16 protein-coding genes and 1 tRNA gene are annotated in these 17,454 nt (G+C 64.3%); 10 read left to right on the forward strand and 7 right to left on the reverse strand.

All coding sequences use genetic code 11. The features are described from left to right. Genes lepB through acpS form a run of 6 tightly spaced genes read left to right on the forward strand, consistent with a single transcriptional unit; the run spans position 1 to position 4,231 of the window. On the forward strand, positions 1-738 hold the full coding sequence (gene lepB, locus EV698_RS02155; RefSeq protein ID WP_130502529.1) for a signal peptidase I: 738 nt from the start codon (positions 1-3) through the stop codon (positions 736-738). Positions 739-754: 16 nt separating this feature from the next. After that, a complete protein-coding gene (gene rnc, locus EV698_RS02160; protein ID WP_130502530.1) occupies positions 755-1,453 on the forward strand; it encodes a ribonuclease III in 699 nt (232 codons plus the stop codon). Continuing rightward, positions 1,446-2,366: a GTPase Era gene (era, locus tag EV698_RS02165; RefSeq protein ID WP_130502531.1), complete on the forward strand. Its 921-nt coding sequence runs from the start codon at positions 1,446-1,448 to the stop codon at positions 2,364-2,366. Before rnc ends, era begins: the two co-directional genes overlap by 8 nt. Then, the gene (recO, locus tag EV698_RS02170) at positions 2,363-3,118 is read left to right on the forward strand and encodes a DNA repair protein RecO (RefSeq protein ID WP_130502532.1); all 756 of its coding nucleotides are present in this window, start codon (positions 2,363-2,365) and stop codon (positions 3,116-3,118) included. Before era ends, recO begins: the two co-directional genes overlap by 4 nt. After that, the gene (gene pdxJ, locus EV698_RS02175) at positions 3,093-3,842 is read left to right on the forward strand and encodes a pyridoxine 5'-phosphate synthase (RefSeq protein WP_130502533.1); all 750 of its coding nucleotides are present in this window, start codon (positions 3,093-3,095) and stop codon (positions 3,840-3,842) included. Before recO ends, pdxJ begins: the two co-directional genes overlap by 26 nt. Continuing rightward, entirely contained in the window at positions 3,839-4,231 is a 393-nt protein-coding gene (acpS, locus tag EV698_RS02180) for a holo-ACP synthase (protein WP_130502534.1), read from the forward strand. The genes pdxJ and acpS overlap by 4 nt, the downstream gene beginning before the upstream one ends. Here acpS and EV698_RS02185 read toward each other — a convergent pair. Continuing rightward, complete coding sequence (locus EV698_RS02185; RefSeq protein WP_130502535.1) at positions 4,228-7,716, reverse strand: FAD-dependent oxidoreductase; 3,489 nt, start codon at positions 7,714-7,716, stop codon at positions 4,228-4,230. The two genes, acpS and EV698_RS02185, sit on opposite strands and share 4 nt — an antisense overlap. 79 nt (positions 7,717-7,795) lie before the next feature. Further along, positions 7,796-9,148, reverse strand: a complete 1,353-nt coding sequence (gene xseA / locus EV698_RS02190; RefSeq protein ID WP_130502536.1) for an exodeoxyribonuclease VII large subunit — start codon at positions 9,146-9,148, stop codon at positions 7,796-7,798. 116 nt (positions 9,149-9,264) lie between these two features. Between xseA and guaB the strand changes: the two genes are divergently transcribed. Genes guaB through tadA form a run of 3 tightly spaced genes read left to right on the forward strand, consistent with a single transcriptional unit; the run spans position 9,265 to position 12,818 of the window. Then, positions 9,265-10,731, forward strand: a complete 1,467-nt coding sequence (guaB, locus tag EV698_RS02195; protein ID WP_130502537.1) for an IMP dehydrogenase — start codon at positions 9,265-9,267, stop codon at positions 10,729-10,731. Positions 10,732-10,734: 3 nt separating this feature from the next. Then, the gene (gene guaA, locus EV698_RS02200) at positions 10,735-12,318 is read left to right on the forward strand and encodes a glutamine-hydrolyzing GMP synthase (protein ID WP_130502538.1); all 1,584 of its coding nucleotides are present in this window, start codon (positions 10,735-10,737) and stop codon (positions 12,316-12,318) included. Between the two features lie 14 nt (positions 12,319-12,332). Continuing rightward, positions 12,333-12,818 carry a tRNA adenosine(34) deaminase TadA gene (tadA, locus tag EV698_RS02205; RefSeq protein ID WP_239016272.1) on the forward strand — a complete coding sequence of 162 codons (486 nt, stop codon included), beginning with the start codon at positions 12,333-12,335 and terminating at the stop codon, positions 12,816-12,818. Here the strand turns inward: tadA and EV698_RS02210 are convergent. The 5 genes from EV698_RS02210 to phnD are packed head-to-tail and all read right to left on the reverse strand — an operon-like array spanning position 12,777 to position 17,145. After that, positions 12,777-13,667 carry an HAD-IIA family hydrolase gene (locus EV698_RS02210; protein ID WP_130502540.1) on the reverse strand — a complete coding sequence of 297 codons (891 nt, stop codon included), beginning with the start codon at positions 13,665-13,667 and terminating at the stop codon, positions 12,777-12,779. The genes tadA and EV698_RS02210 overlap by 42 nt on opposite strands. A 21-nt stretch (positions 13,668-13,688) precedes the next feature. Further along, positions 13,689-14,501 carry a phosphonate ABC transporter, permease protein PhnE gene (gene phnE / locus EV698_RS02215; protein ID WP_130502541.1) on the reverse strand — a complete coding sequence of 271 codons (813 nt, stop codon included), beginning with the start codon at positions 14,499-14,501 and terminating at the stop codon, positions 13,689-13,691. Beyond that, positions 14,498-15,313 carry a phosphonate ABC transporter, permease protein PhnE gene (gene phnE / locus EV698_RS02220; RefSeq protein WP_130502542.1) on the reverse strand — a complete coding sequence of 272 codons (816 nt, stop codon included), beginning with the start codon at positions 15,311-15,313 and terminating at the stop codon, positions 14,498-14,500. Before phnE (EV698_RS02220) ends, phnE (EV698_RS02215) begins: the two co-directional genes overlap by 4 nt. Further along, the gene (gene phnC, locus EV698_RS02225) at positions 15,313-16,161 is read right to left on the reverse strand and encodes a phosphonate ABC transporter ATP-binding protein (protein ID WP_130502543.1); all 849 of its coding nucleotides are present in this window, start codon (positions 16,159-16,161) and stop codon (positions 15,313-15,315) included. Before phnC ends, phnE (EV698_RS02220) begins: the two co-directional genes overlap by 1 nt. A 30-nt stretch (positions 16,162-16,191) precedes the next feature. Beyond that, a complete protein-coding gene (gene phnD, locus EV698_RS02230) occupies positions 16,192-17,145 on the reverse strand; it encodes a phosphate/phosphite/phosphonate ABC transporter substrate-binding protein (protein WP_130502544.1) in 954 nt (317 codons plus the stop codon). Between the two features lie 119 nt (positions 17,146-17,264). On the opposite strand from phnD, the gene EV698_RS02235 reads away from it, so the two are divergent. After that, positions 17,265-17,354, forward strand: a tRNA-Ser gene (locus EV698_RS02235). The last annotated feature ends 100 nt before the right edge of the window (positions 17,355-17,454 follow it).

Here is a 17,454-nt window from a genome sequence, read left to right on the forward strand (position 1 = left end):
ATGCTTGATTTCGAACAGTTACTGGTTCTTCTCACGCTCGTGAGCGGCGTGATCTGGATTATCGATCGCTTTCGCCGCCGACGTCGTTCGCCCGATGCGGCGGTATCGTGGTGGGTGGATCTTGGCCGGTCCCTGTTCCCGGTGATCCTCGCGGTGCTGATCATCCGCTCGTTCATTATCGAGCCATTCCGGATCCCGTCCGGATCGATGCTGCCGACCCTCGCAGTCGGTGATTTCATTCTCGTCGATAAATTCAGTTATGGCCTGCGGTTGCCGGTGGTCCATAACCTGATCGTGCCGGTGGGCGACCCGGAGCGGGGTGATGTCACCGTATTCCGTTATCCAGAGGATCCCTCCCAGGACTACATCAAGCGGATCGTCGGCCTGCCCGGGGATACCCTGACCTACGCGGATAAACGCCTCGCCATCAACGGTGAGCCGCTCGACATCGAACGGCTCGGCGAGTGGAGCGGCGACGACGGCTTCCGTCTGTTGCGCGAGCGCCTCGGCGGGGAGTGGCACGAGATGCTGGTCCACCGCTCGCCGGATGACCGGCAGTTCACGTTCACGGTCCCCGAGGACGAGTATTTCGTCATGGGCGACAATCGCGACCGCAGCAGCGATAGCCGCTTCTGGGGCACGGTGCCGCGAGATCACCTCGTGGGGCGCGCCTTTTTTATCTGGCTCAGCTGGAACGGAGGCCCCAACTGGTCGCGGATGGCCGACGTGATTGAGTAATGACCGGGAGCAAGACGTGACGAACAGCCGTGACCGACTTGTTGAGCGTATCGATTGGACATTCAATGATCCGACGCTCCTCGACTGCGCGGTGACGCATCGCAGCGCCGACGGCCCGAATAACGAGCGTCTCGAGTTTCTGGGCGATGCCATTCTCAATTTCGTGATCGCCTCCGAGGTATTCGAGCGCCGTCCGGAGATGCATGAGGGCGAGTTGAGCCGGCTGCGCGCCGCGCTGGTCAACAAGAATGCGCTCGCGGAGATTGCCCGCGGCATTGATCTCGGTGCCCACATGATCCTTGGCAGCGGCGAGCTGAAAACCGGTGGTAGCCGCCGTGATTCGATCCTCGCCGACGGGCTTGAGGCGATCATCGGTGCGGTCTACCTGGATGGCGGGTACGAAGCGGGTCGTGCGCTGGTTCGGCGGCTGTTCGATGAGCATCTCGAGCGTCTTCCGGACATGGAGGCGCTCAAGGATCCGAAGACCCGACTGCAGGAGTACCTCCAGGCGCGGCACCTCGAGCTGCCGAGTTACGATGTCGAGCACGTCAGCGGTCGTGCCCATCAGCAGACGTTTCGAGTCGGATGTCGCTGCGAATCCCTGCAACTCGTCGGCGAAGGCATCGCCGGCAATCGACGTCAGGCGGAACAGGCCGCGGCTGGCGACTTACTGGAACAACTCGCCGCCGCAGGCACGGGACAGACCCATGATTGATTCGCAAACCCCACCGGATGACGGCTTCGTCGCCGGCTTCGTGGCGCTGGTCGGGCGCCCCAATGTTGGCAAGTCGACGCTGCTCAACGCACTGCTTGGCCAGAAAATCAGCATCGCAACGCGCAAGCCCCAGACCACCCGCCACCGCATCCTGGGCATTCACCAGCGCGACGACGCCCAGATCGTCTACGTGGATACACCGGGGCTCCACGAGAATGGCCGTACCGCCATGAACCGCTACATGAACGAGGCAGCGGGTAGTGCGTTGGGCGATGTCGATGTGATCGTGTTCCTGATCGAGGCAGGCCGCTGGACCGAGGCCGACGAGCAGGTGCTCAGGCGGTTGCAGGCCGTTGATACGCCGGTGATCGCGGTCATTAACAAGGCCGACCGGCTGCGCGACAAAAATTATCTGCTCCCGGAGATCGAAGCGATGTCGAAGCGCTTCGAATTCGTGGCGGTGGTTCCGATCTCGGCGCTCAAGAGCGATAACCTGCAGGCGCTCGAGGGCTCGCTTATCGAGCAACTGCCGGCGGGCCCACCACTCTTTCCCCGCGACCAGGTGACCGATCGCGACGAGCGCTTCATGGCGACCGAGCTCGTGCGCGAGCAGCTGACGTTGATGCTGGGTGACGAGCTGCCCTACGCCAGCACCGTCGAGATCGAGGCCTTCGAGCAGGAGGGCCAGCTCCGGCGTATCGCCGTCATCATCTGGGTCGAGCGTGTCGGCCAGCGTCGCATCGTCATCGGCGAGGGCGGCGAGCAGGCGAAGCGCATCGGTGCGGCGGCGCGTCGGCAGATGGAACACCTGTTCGGGGGCCGGGTCTACCTCAAGCTATGGGTCAAGGTGCGAGAGGGCTGGTCGGATGATGCACGGATGCTGAAGTCGCTGGGTTATAGCGCTGATCAATGACCATCCACTCGCGGGATGCCAGCCTCGAGCCGGGGTTTATCCTGCACACCCGCGCCTATCGTGACACCAGTCTGCTACTCGAGGTGCTGAGTCGCAGCCACGGACGGGTCGGGCTCGTGGCGCGTGGCGCCCGCGGCCGCAAATCCCGCACGACCGGGTTGCTTCAGCCCTTTCAGCCGCTGGCGCTATCATGGCGCAGCCGCGGTGAGATGGGGTCGCTGCGCGAGGTTGAACCGGCCGGCCGGCCCTTTGCGCTAAAGGGCCGGCGGCTGGTCAGTGGGCTCTACGCCAACGAGCTCCTGATGCGGTTACTGGGCCGGGAGGATCCCCATCCGGGGCTCTTCGAGCACTACCTCAACCTCCTCGAGGCGCTCGCCGAGGCCGTTCCCGAAGCGGTGGTCCTGCGGGGGTTCGAACGGGATCTGCTCGGGTTGCTCGGTTACGGGCTACCGCTGGCGCGGGATACCGAGGATGCCCCGCTGGAGCCGACGCGATGGTATCGTTACGACCCGGTGCGCGGGGCGATGCCGGTAGCAGGGCCGGAGACAACCGGCCTGGTCGTGAGCGGCGAGACCCTGCTCGGGCTTGCCGAACCCGTGATGACCGAGTCGACCGCGCGCGCCAGCCGCGATCTGATGCGCGCGGCACTGCACCCGCATATCGGTCACCGTCCACTCAAAACACGCGAGCTCTACGGCCGCTATACAGCCAGGAGAGATTCCGATCATGGCCCACCATCAAGGCAGTCTTGAGCCACTGCTCGGCGTCAATGTCGATCATGTCGCGACACTGCGCCGCAAGCGCGGTACACGCTATCCCGACCCGGTTCATGCCGCCCAGATCGCCGAGCAGGCCGGGGCGGACGCCATCACCGTGCATCTGCGCGAAGATCGGCGCCATGTAACCGATCGCGATGTCGAGATCCTCGCGCAGACCCTGCAGACCCGCATGAACCTGGAGCTTGCGATCACCGATGAGATGCTCGCCATTGGTGCCCGAGTCCAGGCTACCGACTGTTGTCTGGTGCCCGAGCGCCGCGAGGAGCTGACCACCGAGGGCGGACTCGATGTGGCGGGTGATCCATCGCGTTGTGCTGATGCCTGTCGGATGCTGACCGAGGCCGGATCACGTGTATCGCTGTTTATCGATCCGGAGCCGGCGCAGTTACATGCCGCGGTGGAGGTCGGGGCCCCGGTGGTGGAGCTGCACACCGGGGCGTTCGCCGATGCCCGCACCGATAGCGATATCCATGCCGAGTTTCAGCGTATCCGCGAGGCGGCGAGCCTGGGCGCCTCGCTGGGGCTGCAGGTCAACGCCGGCCACGGCCTCCACTACCACAATGTCGCTCCGATCGCCGCGTTACCGGAGATTACCGAATTGAATATCGGCCACTCGATCATCGCCCATGCGATTTTCGCGGGGCTCGACGGGGCGGTTCGCGAGATGCGGCGGCTGATCCGCGAGGCGCGTCATTGAGCATTATCGGTATCGGGACCGACATTGTTCGGGTCGCGCGGCTTGAAAAGCTCGAGGAGCGCTATGGTGATCGGCTGGCGAGCCGACTACTCGGTCCGGCCGAGTGGAGGGGATATCAATCCATCGCTAATCACAAAGGCCCTGCGGCGGCCTACCTGGCGCGGCGCTTTGCCGCCAAGGAGGCTGCCGCTAAGGCGCTGGGCTGCGGTATCGGTGCCAGGGCCCGACTGACGGAGCTCCAGGTCGAACATACCTCTGTCGGAGCGCCGTTGCTGGTATTCACCGGCGCTGCACGCCGCCGGGCGGACGCCCTTGGCGTCGCCCGGAGTCACTTGAGTATCAGTGACGAGCACGATCAGGCGCTCGCCTTCGTGATCCTCGAGCGCTAGCGCGGCTCCGCCTCGGGCAGGACCTGTTCGAGCCACTGCGAGTTGAGGCGATCGCTCAGGCGATTCTGCTGCTGACGCGCCGACAGGTTGTCGAGATCGATCCAGGTCAGGGGCTGATCCTGGCCAGCGCAGGAGAAGACGGGCCGGGTCCGCTCGCCGGTCTCGGGGTCGATCTGCCACTGCAGGCACTGGGCGCAGACGCCCTGCATCATGCACTGCATCGGGCTGCCCACGGTCCCGAAGGCATCACAGCCACTGGCGACGCGTTCCGCCAGCTCGCCCCGTACCGCCGACTGGAATCCCTTGAGTAGCCCGGTACCGCCCATGACCATGATCCGGTCGACATCCGAAATCGGGATCCCGCCCTCACTCGGGCCAATGTCACCGTCATCGTAGCGCTTGACCACATCGATCATGTTCGTGGCCTGGATGCTGACATCCTGCGGCCGACGGGCCTCGATACGGTCATCCTTCGCCGTGCACCAGATGATCTGATCGGCGCCGGCCTCGAGCTCGTCCTGATGATCAACGTCACCGGCACCCCCGAAGGCGGCGACATACAACACGCGATTACCGGCGGCGCGAAGGGCAGCGCCGATGTCCAGCATCACCGCCGCCCCCCAGCGGCCGGCCACGACCATGATGGTGCGGCCGGTGGGCATGTCGGTCGGGGCGCCGGTGGGGCCCATGAGCACCAGCGGGTCACCGGGGCGGAGCCGGCCGACCAGCCGCGGTCCGGCACCCCACTGGAGCACCATCAACCGGATGCAGTCGTCCTTAACACCCGTGCCGGACACCGTGATCATCGGTATCTGCAGGCGGGTGTTGTCGACCATCGGCGAGAGCGACTCGAATGTCTGCAGTCGGTAGAACTGGCCCGCCCTGAAGTTGCGCGCCGCCATCGGTGCCTTGACCCAGACCTCCACCATTGCGGGGTTGTCGGTTTTTACCTCGACCACCCGGGCGGTAAGCAGATCGTCCATCCGGGCGAGGAAGTCCGTGTGGGCCTCGTCACTGCCGGGGACATCATGCGCCATCGCCGCCATGACATAGGGATAGGTTCGCATACCCGAGGCGATCGCGTTGACAACGCTGCCGTTGAAGGCCGGATGCGTATCGCCGATGAATGTGACCCGACGCCCGCCCTCTTTGTAGGAGGTAAACGGACCGAATACACGCGACTTGCAGTGCTCGGCGTCGGCCACCGGTTCCAGGCCCTGGTCGGTCGGCGTATGCGCCAGGAAATGATTGCCCTCTAGCCGGAAGGTCTCCGGGTATTCCCGCTCGTAAATGGTGTTCGGTGCGGTGCCGGCGGCAATGAAGATCGCCCGCGCGGGAAGGCGGCGTTCGGCGCCCGTGGGGGCCCACTTGCCATCACGGCGATCGAATTCGCGGCAGACCAGCGCGCTGACATGTTCGTACTGATCGACCTCGGCATGGAGCGGCTCCAGACCCTGGGCGTAGTAGAGCCCTTCCTCCGTGGCCTTGATGACTTCCTCGTGATTCCGCACATAGGCGGGCGAGTCGGTCATGCCCTTGCGATAGGCGACCGTGACGCCGCCCCAGGCGCGGATCAAGGGATTGAAATCGGGCTCGCGGGCCTCGGCGGCTGCCTGTGCGCGCTCCGTCCGGATCGCCCGGCCGTGCTCGAGGAATTCCGCGAGTGTCGCCTGGTCCTCGTCATTCATTCCTTCGGTGACGGCGGCTTCACCGAGCCGTTCGGACAGCCGCTCGTAGCGCTCGAGAATCTTCTCGACCTGCTTGACGTAATAGGCCTGGACCTCGGTTGCCGTATCGATGCCGGTCAGTCCGCCACCGACCACGACCGCGGGGAGTCGCACCTGCAGGCTCGCCAGGCTGGAGGCCTTGGCTGCGCCGGTGAGCTGAAGCGCCATGAGGAAGTCACTCGCCTGGCGCATGCCACGGGCGAGGCTGTTGCCCATGTGCACGACGCGCGGCAGTCCGGCGCCGGTGGCGTTGACGACGTGGTCGAATCCGAGCGCCCACGCGTCCTCCAGGGTCACCGTCCCGCCGAGTCGGGCGCCCCCGAATACGCGGAAGTTCTGCCGTCGCGCGAGGGTCAGGTAGATGAGTTTGAGGAAATTCTTGTCCCAGCGAACGGTGATGCCGTACTCGGCGACGCCACCAAAGCCCATGAGGATGCGCTCGTCGAGATCTTCCTGCAGATCCGCCCAGCGTTGCACCGGTGCCTCGAGCAGGGACTCGGGCAACGGCTCGATCTTGAGGCCGTCAACGCCCACGACCGCCGTCCCGTTCATGGTGAGGTGATGGGCCATGGTGAATCCGGCCGGTCCCATGCCGGCGACGAGGACGCGGCGGTCGTTGTCCGGCTGCTGGATATACTGCTCGCGTCGCAGCGGGTTCCAGCGCGTGAGCAGGTGGTAGAGCTCGACCCCCCAACTCAAGTCCAGGCTGTCGGTGAGCACCCGGGTCTCGATCTGGGGGATATCCACCGGATCCTGCTTTTGATAGATACATCCCTTCATGCAGTCGTTGCATATCCGGTGACCGGTGGCGGGGACCATGGGGTTATCCACCATGATCATCGCCAGCGCCGCCAGGTTGTAGCCATCACGGCGCAGCACGTGCATCTCGGAGATCTTCTCCTCGAGCGGGCAGCCGGTGAGCGTTACGCCCAGCGGATCTTCCTTGAAACCGAGCTCGGGCTGGGTCTTTTTCTCGGGAAACCCGCGCGAGCAGAAATCGCCCTCGTGGTCGTGACAGTAGATGCAGTAATGGATCTCGCTCTGGACGTGGCGGGAATCCATCCGATAATCGGTGAGCGAGAAACCGTCGCGGGCACGACGCCGATCGGGTTCGGCCTGCAGACGCTCGACGCCATCAACCTCGACCCGCTCGGCGGGAACCCGGTCGAAGTGATCGACGCGCTCGGGGAGTTTGAAACTCGCCCAGCCGCGTACGCGGGCCTGGCCGGCAGCGGTCTGGCGGGCGAGCTTGCACCAGGCGGTGAGGGTCTCGATGGCCTCGGCATTGGCTGCCTCGTCCTCGAGCAGGGCCATGCCGAACTCGGCGATGGCGCGCTCCTCGTCATTCTGCCGGACATGACCGAGGCTCGCCCGTACCGCCGCATCCAGTGCTTCGAACGAATGCTCGACCGGCCGGCGGTGACGCTTGACCCGGCGTTGCACAAAGGCCTGCTTGAACTGCATGACCACGTCGTCGTCGAGGATCGAGGTGCGCAGGTTGTCGAGCTCCGACTCGATGCCGAAGAGCCGGCCGATGAAGGCCTCGACGTAGGGGCCGAGTTCGATCAGCAACTCGCTGTTCTCGGTGCCGGGCAGATCCGCGGTGCGGCCGCGATAGTCTTCCAGGCGTGCGGCCAGATGCGGTGCTGCGGTTTTCAGCTCGTCAAGGAACGCCGCATCGACACGTGTGAGTCCGGCCGGCGTCTGCAGAGCGGGGAAATCAAGGCCGTACTGGCCGAGGCTGTGATCAAGATCCATAGAATTCCAACGGACGGGGTGGATGATTCCTGCAGCATGCGCCGGACTCCCCGGGGCAACAAGCCAGCTGAAATGGGGTTTAAGTCGTCTCGTCGTGCCCCTCGACCCGCGCGATGAGGATGCCTTCGTTGAGCCGGGCGCGGATCGGATCTCCCACGGCGACATCCGTCGCCCGATGAATAACGGCACCACTGTCCACGGGCTGGACGATCGCGTAGCCACGCGCAAGGGTGCCCAGCGGGCTGAGACTCTCGAGCGTTCGCGCACTCGCCTCCAGCCGGGCCCGTTCGCGATTCAGTCGCTCACGCAGGCCGCGCTCGAGTCGTTGATTCAACCGCGCGGTTGAATCCGCCAGTCGCTGGAGGCCGGGAGTCGGGTTCTGGGCCTGCACGCGTCGATCGAGCCGCTCAACCTGTCGCGAGCGTGTCTGCAGGTGGGCGGTCATGGCTCGGCCGAGGCGCTGATCAAGCTCGTCGAGCCGCTGGGCCCGATCGCGGAGCCGGCGGCCCGGATGCTGCGCGCTTAGCCGACGCTCCAGCCGATTGATCTGCTCACGGCGCTCGCCGAGTTTGCGTGCCAGTCCCTGTTGCAGCCGCTCCCGACCCTGCCGCAATGCGCGGGAGAGGGCCTCGCCGTCGGGTGACAGACGCTCTGCCGCAGCCGACGGGGTAGCGGCACGCTCGTCCGCCACCAGATCGGCAATGGTGATATCCACCTCGTGGCCGACTGCGCTGATTACCGGGAGGGTGCAGGCGTGGATGGCACGTGCGACCTGCTCGTCATTAAACGCCTGCAGATCCTCGAGCGAGCCACCGCCGCGACCGACGATCAGCGCCTCCACTTCCTGGCGGCGATCGGCGGTCCGGATGGCGTCGACGATTTCCCCGACCGCCCGTTCGCCTTGTGCAGAGACCGGGTAGATCAGGATCGGCAGCGCCGGAAAACGCCGCCGCAACACGCTCACTATGTCGCGGACGGCGGCCCCGGTCGGCGAGGTGATGACGCCGACCCGCCGCGGCAACGTCGGGATTGGCTGCTTGCCGGCCGGATCGAACAGGCCCTCGGCGTCGAGCCGGGCCTTGAGCGCCGCGAAGGCGCGTTGCAGGGCCCCGTCACCCGCCGGTTCAAGGTGCTCGGCGATGAGCTGGTACTCGCCGCGCGGCGCGTAGAGACCGATCCGTGCTCGGATGCGAACCTGGTCACCATTCTCCGGCGTCGTTCGCAGGCGCATGGCGCGGTTGTGGAAAAGCGCACAGCGGACCTGGGAATCGGCATCCTTGAGCGTGAAATAGATGTGCCCGGAGCGGGGGCGCGCCAGGTTGGAGATCTCGCCCTCCACCCACACCAGCGGGAGGGCCTGCTCGAGCAGGGCGCGCACGGTCTGGTTGAGCCGCGAGACGGTGTAGATGTTGTCCGCAGTCGGTGTATCCATCCCGAAAGCCTAGCAGCTGCATCCGTGAACGCCAGCCAGCGTATTTGACATTGGCGTTCAGGTCCGATTCGGCTTATAATTAACGGTTAATTATCGCGCCAGAAGAGGACGTCACCATGCAAATCACCCAGGAAGCCCTGACCTTCGATGACGTCCTTCTGCTGCCGGATTACTCCGAGGTGCTGCCGAAGGCCGTTGATCTGACGACGCGCGTAACGCGGGATATCCGGCTCAACATCCCGCTGCTCTCCGCCGCGATGGATACCGTCACCGAATCGCGGCTCGCCATCCGGCTCGCCGAGCAGGGCGGGATCGGCATCGTTCACAAGAGCATGAGCGTAGATGATCAGGCCCGCGAGGTCCGAATCGTCAAGAAATTCGAGAGCGGTGTCATTAAAGAGCCGATTACGGTTACCCCCGAGGCAACGATCCGCGAGGTGCTCACCCTGATGGGGCAGTACGGCATCTCCGGCGTGCCGGTGGTCGAGGGCCGTCAGCTCAAGGGGATCGTGACCAGTCGCGATCTGCGCTTCGAGACCCGGCTCGACATGAAAGTAACCGATGCCATGACCCCCGAGGAGCGGCTGGTGACGGTGCAAGAGGGCGCTGAGCGGGGCGAGATACTGACACTGCTCCATCGCCACCGCATTGAAAAGCTGCTGGTGGTCAATCCCCGCTTCGAGCTGCGTGGAATGATCACCGTCAAGGACATCCAGAAGGCCGAGGATTTCCCCAACGCCTGCAAGGACGAGTACGGCCGGCTGCGTGTCGGTGCGGCGGTGTCCACCGGCGAGGGCACCGAGGAGCGCGTCGAGGCACTGGCCGAGGCAGGCGTGGATCTGCTGGTCGTCGATACCGCGCATGGCCACAGCAAAGGGGTCATCGATCGGGTCGGCTGGATCAAGCGGCATTTTCCGGCAGTCCAGGTGATCGGCGGCAATATCGCCACCGGCAATGCGGCGCGGGCCCTCGCGGATGCGGGCGCCGATGCCGTCAAGGTCGGTATCGGGCCCGGCTCCATCTGCACCACGCGGGTGATCGCCGGCGTGGGCGTGCCGCAGGTAACGGCCGTGGACAACGTCGCGACGGCGCTGGCCGACAGTGACGTGCCGGTGATTGCCGATGGCGGGATCCGCTTTTCCGGCGACATGGCCAAGGCCATGGCGGCCGGCGCCCATTGCGTGATGATGGGCAGCATGTTCGCCGGCACCGATGAGGCCCCGGGTGAGGTCGAGCTCTACCAGGGCCGCAGCTACAAGTCCTACCGCGGCATGGGTTCCATTGGCGCAATGTCGGGCAAGCAGGGGTCGTCGGACCGTTACTTCCAGGACAATGCCCGCGATGCGGACAAGCTCGTCCCCGAGGGGATCGAAGGCCGCGTGCCCTACAAGGGGCCGATGAACGTCATCATCCATCAGCTGCTGGGCGGTCTGCGCGCCAGCATGGGCTACTGTGGCTGCGCCGATATCGACAGCTTCCGCAACCGGGCAACCTTCGCGCGGATCACCAATTCAGGAGTCCGCGAGGGGCATGTCCACGATGTGAGCATCACCAAGGAAGCGCCCAACTACCGGAGCGACTGAGGCATGACCGGCGATATCCATGCCGAGCGGATCCTGATCCTCGATTTCGGCTCACAGTACACCCAGCTCATCGCCCGTCGTATCCGCGAGGCGGGCGTCTACTGCGAGATCCGCCCCTGGGACGTCGATGTCGAGCGTATCCGCGACTTTGCTCCCCGAGGGGTGATCCTCTCGGGCGGCCCGGAATCGGTACACGAGGATAGCGAGCGGACGCCACGCATGGCACCGGTGGTGCTCGAGCTGGGCGTGCCGATCCTGGGGATCTGCTATGGCATGCAGACCCTCGCCCATGAGCTGGGTGGCGGTGTCGAGGCGTCCTCCACCAAGGAGTTCGGCTACGCCGAGGTCCGCGCCCGGGGCCATTCCGCATTACTGCGCGATATCGAGGACCGCACCAACGCCGAGGGCCATGGACTGCTCGATGTGTGGATGAGTCATGGCGACCGTGTCGCCGCGCTGCCGTCGGGGTTCAAGGTTATTGCCAGCACACCCTCGGCGCCCATCGCCGGCATCGGCGACGACGCGCGCGGCCTGTACGGCCTGCAGTTCCATCCGGAAGTCACGCATACCGCGCAGGGGCAGCGCATTCTCGAGCGCTTCGCCCACGAGATCTGCGGCTGCAGTGGCAAGTGGACCGCGGGTAATATCATTGATGATCTGGCTGCCCGGGTACGCTCGACGGTGGGAGACGACAACGTCCTGCTCGGGCTCTCCGGCGGCGTCGACTCCTCGGTGGTGGCGGCGCTGCTGCACAAGGCCATCGGTGATCAGCTCACCTGCGTATTCGTCGACAACGGCCTGCTGCGTCTGGGCGAGGGCGATGAGGTCATGCGGACCTTTGCCCGGCATATGGGTATTCGCGTCATTCGGGTGGACGCCGAGGACCGGTTCCTCGATGCGCTGGCCGGCGAGGCCGACCCCGAGGTCAAGCGCAAGATCATCGGCCGAACCTTCATCGAGGTGTTCGATGAGGAGGCGGGAAAGCTGGACAACATCCAGTGGCTGGCGCAGGGCACGATCTACCCGGACGTCATCGAATCCGCCGGGGCAAGCACCGGCAAGGCCCATGTCATCAAGTCGCACCACAATGTCGGCGGCCTGCCGGAGCGCATGAACCTCAAGCTGCTCGAGCCGCTGCGCGAGCTCTTCAAGGACGAGGTTCGGCGCATCGGTCTCGAACTCGGTCTGCCGGCGGAAATGATCCACCGGCATCCGTTTCCGGGGCCGGGCCTCGGGGTGCGTATCCTCGGCGAGATCCACAAGGTCTACGCCGACTGCCTGCGGGCGGCGGACGCCATTTTCATCGAAGAGCTGCGTTCGAGTGGCTGGTACGAGAAAACCAGCCAGGCCTTCGCGGTTTTTCTGCCGGTGCGCTCGGTAGGGGTGACCGGTGACGGACGGCGCTATGAGTGGGTCATTGCCCTGCGCGCCGTGGAGACCATCGATTTCATGACCGCGCGCTGGGCCCATTTGCCCTACGACTTCCTTGATCATGTCTCGCGTCGGATCATTAACGAAATCGACGGTATTTCGCGCGTGGTCTACGACATATCCGGCAAACCGCCTGCGACTATCGAGTGGGAGTGAACGACGCGGCGTTCATGGAACGGGCGCTGGCGCTCGCCGGCGTTGCGGCGGCCAGGGGCGAGGTGCCCGTGGGGGCGGTGCTCGTCCAAGACGGCGAGACGATCGGAGAGGGCCATAATCAACCGATCGGAACCCACGATCCCAGCGCCCATGCCGAGATCATTGCGCTGCGCGCGGCGGGTAGGCACCTCGGGGCCTATCGCCTGCCGGGGACAACGCTCTACGTGTCGCTCGAGCCCTGCTCGATGTGTGTCGGCGCCCTGATCCACGCCCGCGTCGAGCGAATCGTCTTCGCGGCATCGGACCCCAAGACGGGCGCCTGTGGCGGAGCGATCAGTCTGCACAACGATGCGACCCACAACCACCAACTCTCGGTCGATGGCGGGCTTATGGCGGAACGATCCGCGGAACTGCTGCGAGGCTTTTTCCGGTCGCGGCGTCGGTCGACGCCGTCGCCCTCAGGCCTGATCCAGGATCCAGTCCGGGGCGATGCCGGATGACTCGATGGCTGCAGCGATGTCCATGCCGGCGAGCACGCCCGTCCGGGTGACAAGCGCGGTCCGGATCCCCGCAGCCTGGCCGCCTAGGATGTCGGTGTGCAGTGTATCGCCGACCATCAGTGTTCGATCACGATCGATTCCGGGGCCAAGGCGTTCCAGGGCCAGATCGAAAATATTCGCGAAGGGCTTGCCGTAGAAGGCCGGTTCGACGCCGGTTTCATCCTGGACCTGGTGGGCGTGCGTGCCGGGCTCGATGGAATCGCCCCCCTCCTGGGGTGCCAGCAGATCGGGATTGGCGACCAGGAGCCGACGCGGATGCGCCCTCAAACTCTCGATCAAAAGCCGCTGCCGCGCTGCCGTCCACTCCGAGGCGCCCACGAACAGAAATCCATCCACGGCGTGATAGTCGTCGATGTCATCGGCAAGCATGCGATAGTCGAGGGGCGGGAATTCTTCGGGCCCGAACTGCTGCCCGGCGATGAGCCCCCAGTGCCGGGGTGGCTCCTGTTCGAGTTGGCGCACGAGCGTCTTGCGACTAGTGACGACATCCTCCGGGTCGAATTCGTAGCCCAGGCGCTGATACCGCGCCATCAGTGTCGAGTGCGAGAATCCGGCCGCGTTCGAGACCACCATCACGCGCTTGCCCGCCGCCTGCAGATCACGAACCCGTTCGGGCACACTGGGGATCGGGTCCTGCCCCCGGTTGAGGACGCCGAATGCATCCAGCAGCACGGTATCGAAGTCGTCGGCAATCTCGCCGAGGTGAGCGGCGTCGCGACAGGCGCCCGATCCGTTCGAGGCCGGCAGCCGATGCCGGATGGCCTCGTAGGCGCTAAAAGCTTGATTCATGGGTTTCCTGTTACGTGACTGTCAGATGACCGCGTGACGCATCTTCGCGGAGATCGATTCGCTCACCACAACCGTGGCGAGAATGAGCAGCAGTATAACGCTTACCTGTCCCCACGCGAGGGTATTCAGCGAGCCCTGCAGCTGCAGGCCGATACCGCCTGCACCGACCAGACCGAGAATCGTGCTCTCGCGGATGTTGATATCCCAGCGGAACACCGAGATGCCCCAGAACGCCGGCATAATCTGCGGGACAATCCCATAGCTGATCGTCTGCGCCCGGCTGGCGCCGGTGGCCGCGACCGCCTCGACCTGCAGTGGATCGGTTTCCTCGATAGCCTCGTAGAGGAGCTTGCCGACAAAGCCGATGGAGCGAAGTGCGATCGCGACCATACCGGCAAGGATGCCCGGGCCGATGATGGCGACGAGCAGCAGGGCCCAGATCAGGGCGTTGATCGAACGTGAAGTGACGATCACGAAGAGCGCGATGGGCCGCAGGATCTTCGTCGACGGCGTGGTGTTGCGAGCCGCGAGAAACGCCACGGGTATCGCCATTAATACACCGGCGACCGTCCCGATGGTCGCGATGTTGATGGTGTCCCACATCGGCTCCCAAAGGCTGGGCAGATACTCCCACCTTGGTGGCCACATCCGGCCACCGAGGTCTGCCGCCTGGGCGGGCGCATCGAGGACGAAAAACCACATGGTCTCGCTCGTCATGAGCGTCCAGCAGAAAATGAACAGGGCCACCAGTGCCAGCCAGCCGACCCAGAGCGCCCACTGCTGGCGACTGGTCCGGAAATGCCAGACCGGCGTCTCCGAGTGCGAGTCTTTCATTGCAACCTCCCACGGATGGCGCCCGAGGCGTATTCGGCGGCCATAACGATAGCGATGATCACCAGCAGGATTGCGCCGGCGCTGTCGTATTCATAGCGGTCGATGGCGGTGTTGAGCGTTGCGCCGATCCCGCCCGCACCAACGATTCCGATCACCGCGGATTCGCGGAAGTTGATGTCGAGCCGGTACATTGAAAGCCCGATCAGCCGCGGCATGACCTGCGGCTGGATGGCGTAGTTAACCAGCTGGAACCACGACGCACCCGTGGCACGGATGGCGTCCGCCTGTCCCGGCTCGATCTCCTCGATATCATCGGCAAGGAGCTTGGCGAGGAATCCGATGGTGGCGAAACTCAGGGTGAGGAAACCGGCAAAGGGTCCGAAGCCGAACATCGCCACCAGGAAGATCGCGATAATGATCTCCTGCAGGGACCGGCTTACGGCCACGATCGAGCGGCAGACGAGATAGACATAGCGCGGCGTGAGGTTGCGGGCAGCACCGATTCCGATGGGAACCGAAAGGATAATGCCTACCACGGTCGAGGTGAGCGTCATGGTGAGGCTCTCGATGATGCCGCGCACGATGGCGTCCCCGCGGCTCATGAAATCCGGCTGCAGAAAGCCCATTGCGAACTGCTGCCCCCGTTCCAGACCGACGACGACTCGCTGCCAGTCGACCTCGACGGAGTTCCAGGCGAGGACCATGTAGGCGAGGATCGCGAGCTGAATGCCGATCCGCCAGCGCCGGTCCGTGATGATCTGCGGCGGGCGGCGCCAGGTCGCGGGATAGGTGGTTGTATCGATCCCGGCCATTACGCCGAGGCCTCCCGAGCCTTTTGCAAGGACGCCGGTGCGCGGGTGCCGGTCTTGGTGGTGTCCGTCGTCACGTCCTCATCCTCACCGTCATTACGATCCGGGTTCCAGTCCTCTTCGCCGTAGATATCGGTGAGTGTCTGCTCGTTGAGTCCCTCCGGCGGACCATCAAAGACGACCCGACCGTCCTGCAGCCCGACAATGCGCTGCACGAACTGCTGGGCCAGTGGTACGTCGTGGATGTTCACGATGGCCGGAAGCTGACGCTCGGCGCAGATCTCGGTGATCAGGCGCATGATCTGGCGCGATGTCTTGGGATCGAGGCTCGCGGTCGGCTCGTCGACAAGGAGCAATTCCGGATCCTGGGCCAGAGCGCGGGCGATGCCCACCCGCTGCCGCTGCCCACCGGAGAGGGCGTCCGCGCGCTTGTTGGCCTGTTCGTAAAGTCCAACACGATCCAGCAGCCGGAAGGCACGCTGGATATCTTCGGCGGGAAAACGTCGTGTCCAGCTGCGCCAGAAAGACACGTAACCGAGCCGCCCGGAGAGGACGTTTTCCATCACCGTGAGTCGCTCTACCAGTGAGTATTCCTGGAAGATCATCCCGATCCGCCGGCGTTGGTGCCGCAGTTCACGGGCGCTGACACGGGCGAGGTCGACATCGCCCAGCCTGATTGCCCCCTCGGTCGGCTCCACCAGTCGGTTGATGCAACGGATCAGCGTGGATTTGCCGGCCCCGGAAGGACCGATCAGGCCCAAGATCTGACCTTTGGGGACATCAATGCTGACGTTGGCCAGTGCGGTGTCGCCGGTTGCGAAAGTCTTGCCAAGGTTGTCGATCTGCAACATGGGAAGGTCCTGTTTTTATCTGGAAACGCCTTACTCGCAGGTATAGCTCACGTCGTTCGCCTCGTTGATGGTGCGGATGACGGCCCAGTCCTCTTCGAAGGTGATCGGGATGAACTGATCCTCTCCATTCCGCCCGAATTCCTCGGCAAGCGCCGTACCTTCCCAGTCAAAGCTGAAGAACGCCTCCTTGATTTTCTCCTGCAGCTCCGGCTTGAGGTTATGAGCAACACCGTAACCGGTGGTGGGGAAGGTCTGTGACTGGTAAACCACTTCAACCTGATCCTCGCTGATCACGTCGCGGTCGAGCATGCGGCCCTTGACCGAGTTGGCGACGGGCGCGACCAGGTAATCGCGATTGGCTACACCAAGGACAGAGTTGTCGTGGGCGCCCGAGAAACTCGTCTCGAAGTCCTCACCCGCTTCCATATCGAATTCGGCCTTGAGGATCGCAGAGGGCGCTTTGAAGCCAGAGTTGGATGTCTCGGCGGTGAACGTCAGTTCCCGGCCGCGGATATCCTCGACCGTCTCGATGCCCGAGTCGGGATGGGTGATGATCTCCATCTCGTAACCGAAGGACCCGTCATCGGCGGCCATCATCGCAAACGGACGGAATCCGGCGCAGGCAACGGCAATGGGGTTGGACCCGGTGTTGAACCCGGCGACATGGAGCCGTCCGGCCCGCATCGCCTCGATCTGTGCCGAATTGGACTGCACCGGGAAGAAGCGCACGTTCTTGCCGGTTACCTCTTCCATGTGATCCAGAAAGCCCTGGAAGACGTCGGCATAGACGGCTGGGTCCTCGACGGGCGTATAGGCGAAAACAAGCGTGTTCGGATCGACCTGGTCCGAGGCCGCTTCGGGGATGTCGGCAACAAGGTCGTTGTCTGCATCGGTATAACGATCATCAAGCTGGAACTCGGCATTGGCCGATGTGGCAAGTGCCGCGGCAGCGAGGGCGGTGAGGGCAGCGTTCTGGATCTTCATCGTTTACTCCAACTAGCATTGTGATCTTGTGCTGCCAACGCTAGTCGATCTTGATGACGGAAATATGACACCCGAGTATTTTTCCGCGACCCATCGAGTGTTGTACACTTGTAGTTGTTGGAGAGGTGGCTGAGTGGTCGAAAGCGCCGCACTCGAAATGCGGTGAGTCCGAGAGGGCTCCGGGGGTTCGAATCCCTCCCTCTCCGCCAGACATAAAAAAGGGGCCGCAGGCCCCTTTTTTATGTCTGATGCAGCGCGGGGTTCGAACCCCCGGCGCAGATAAACGGGGTTCGACCAATCGCGCGAGCG

It is taken from the genome of Spiribacter vilamensis, assembly GCF_004217415.1.
GTDB lineage: Bacteria > Pseudomonadota > Gammaproteobacteria > Nitrococcales > Nitrococcaceae > Spiribacter > Spiribacter vilamensis.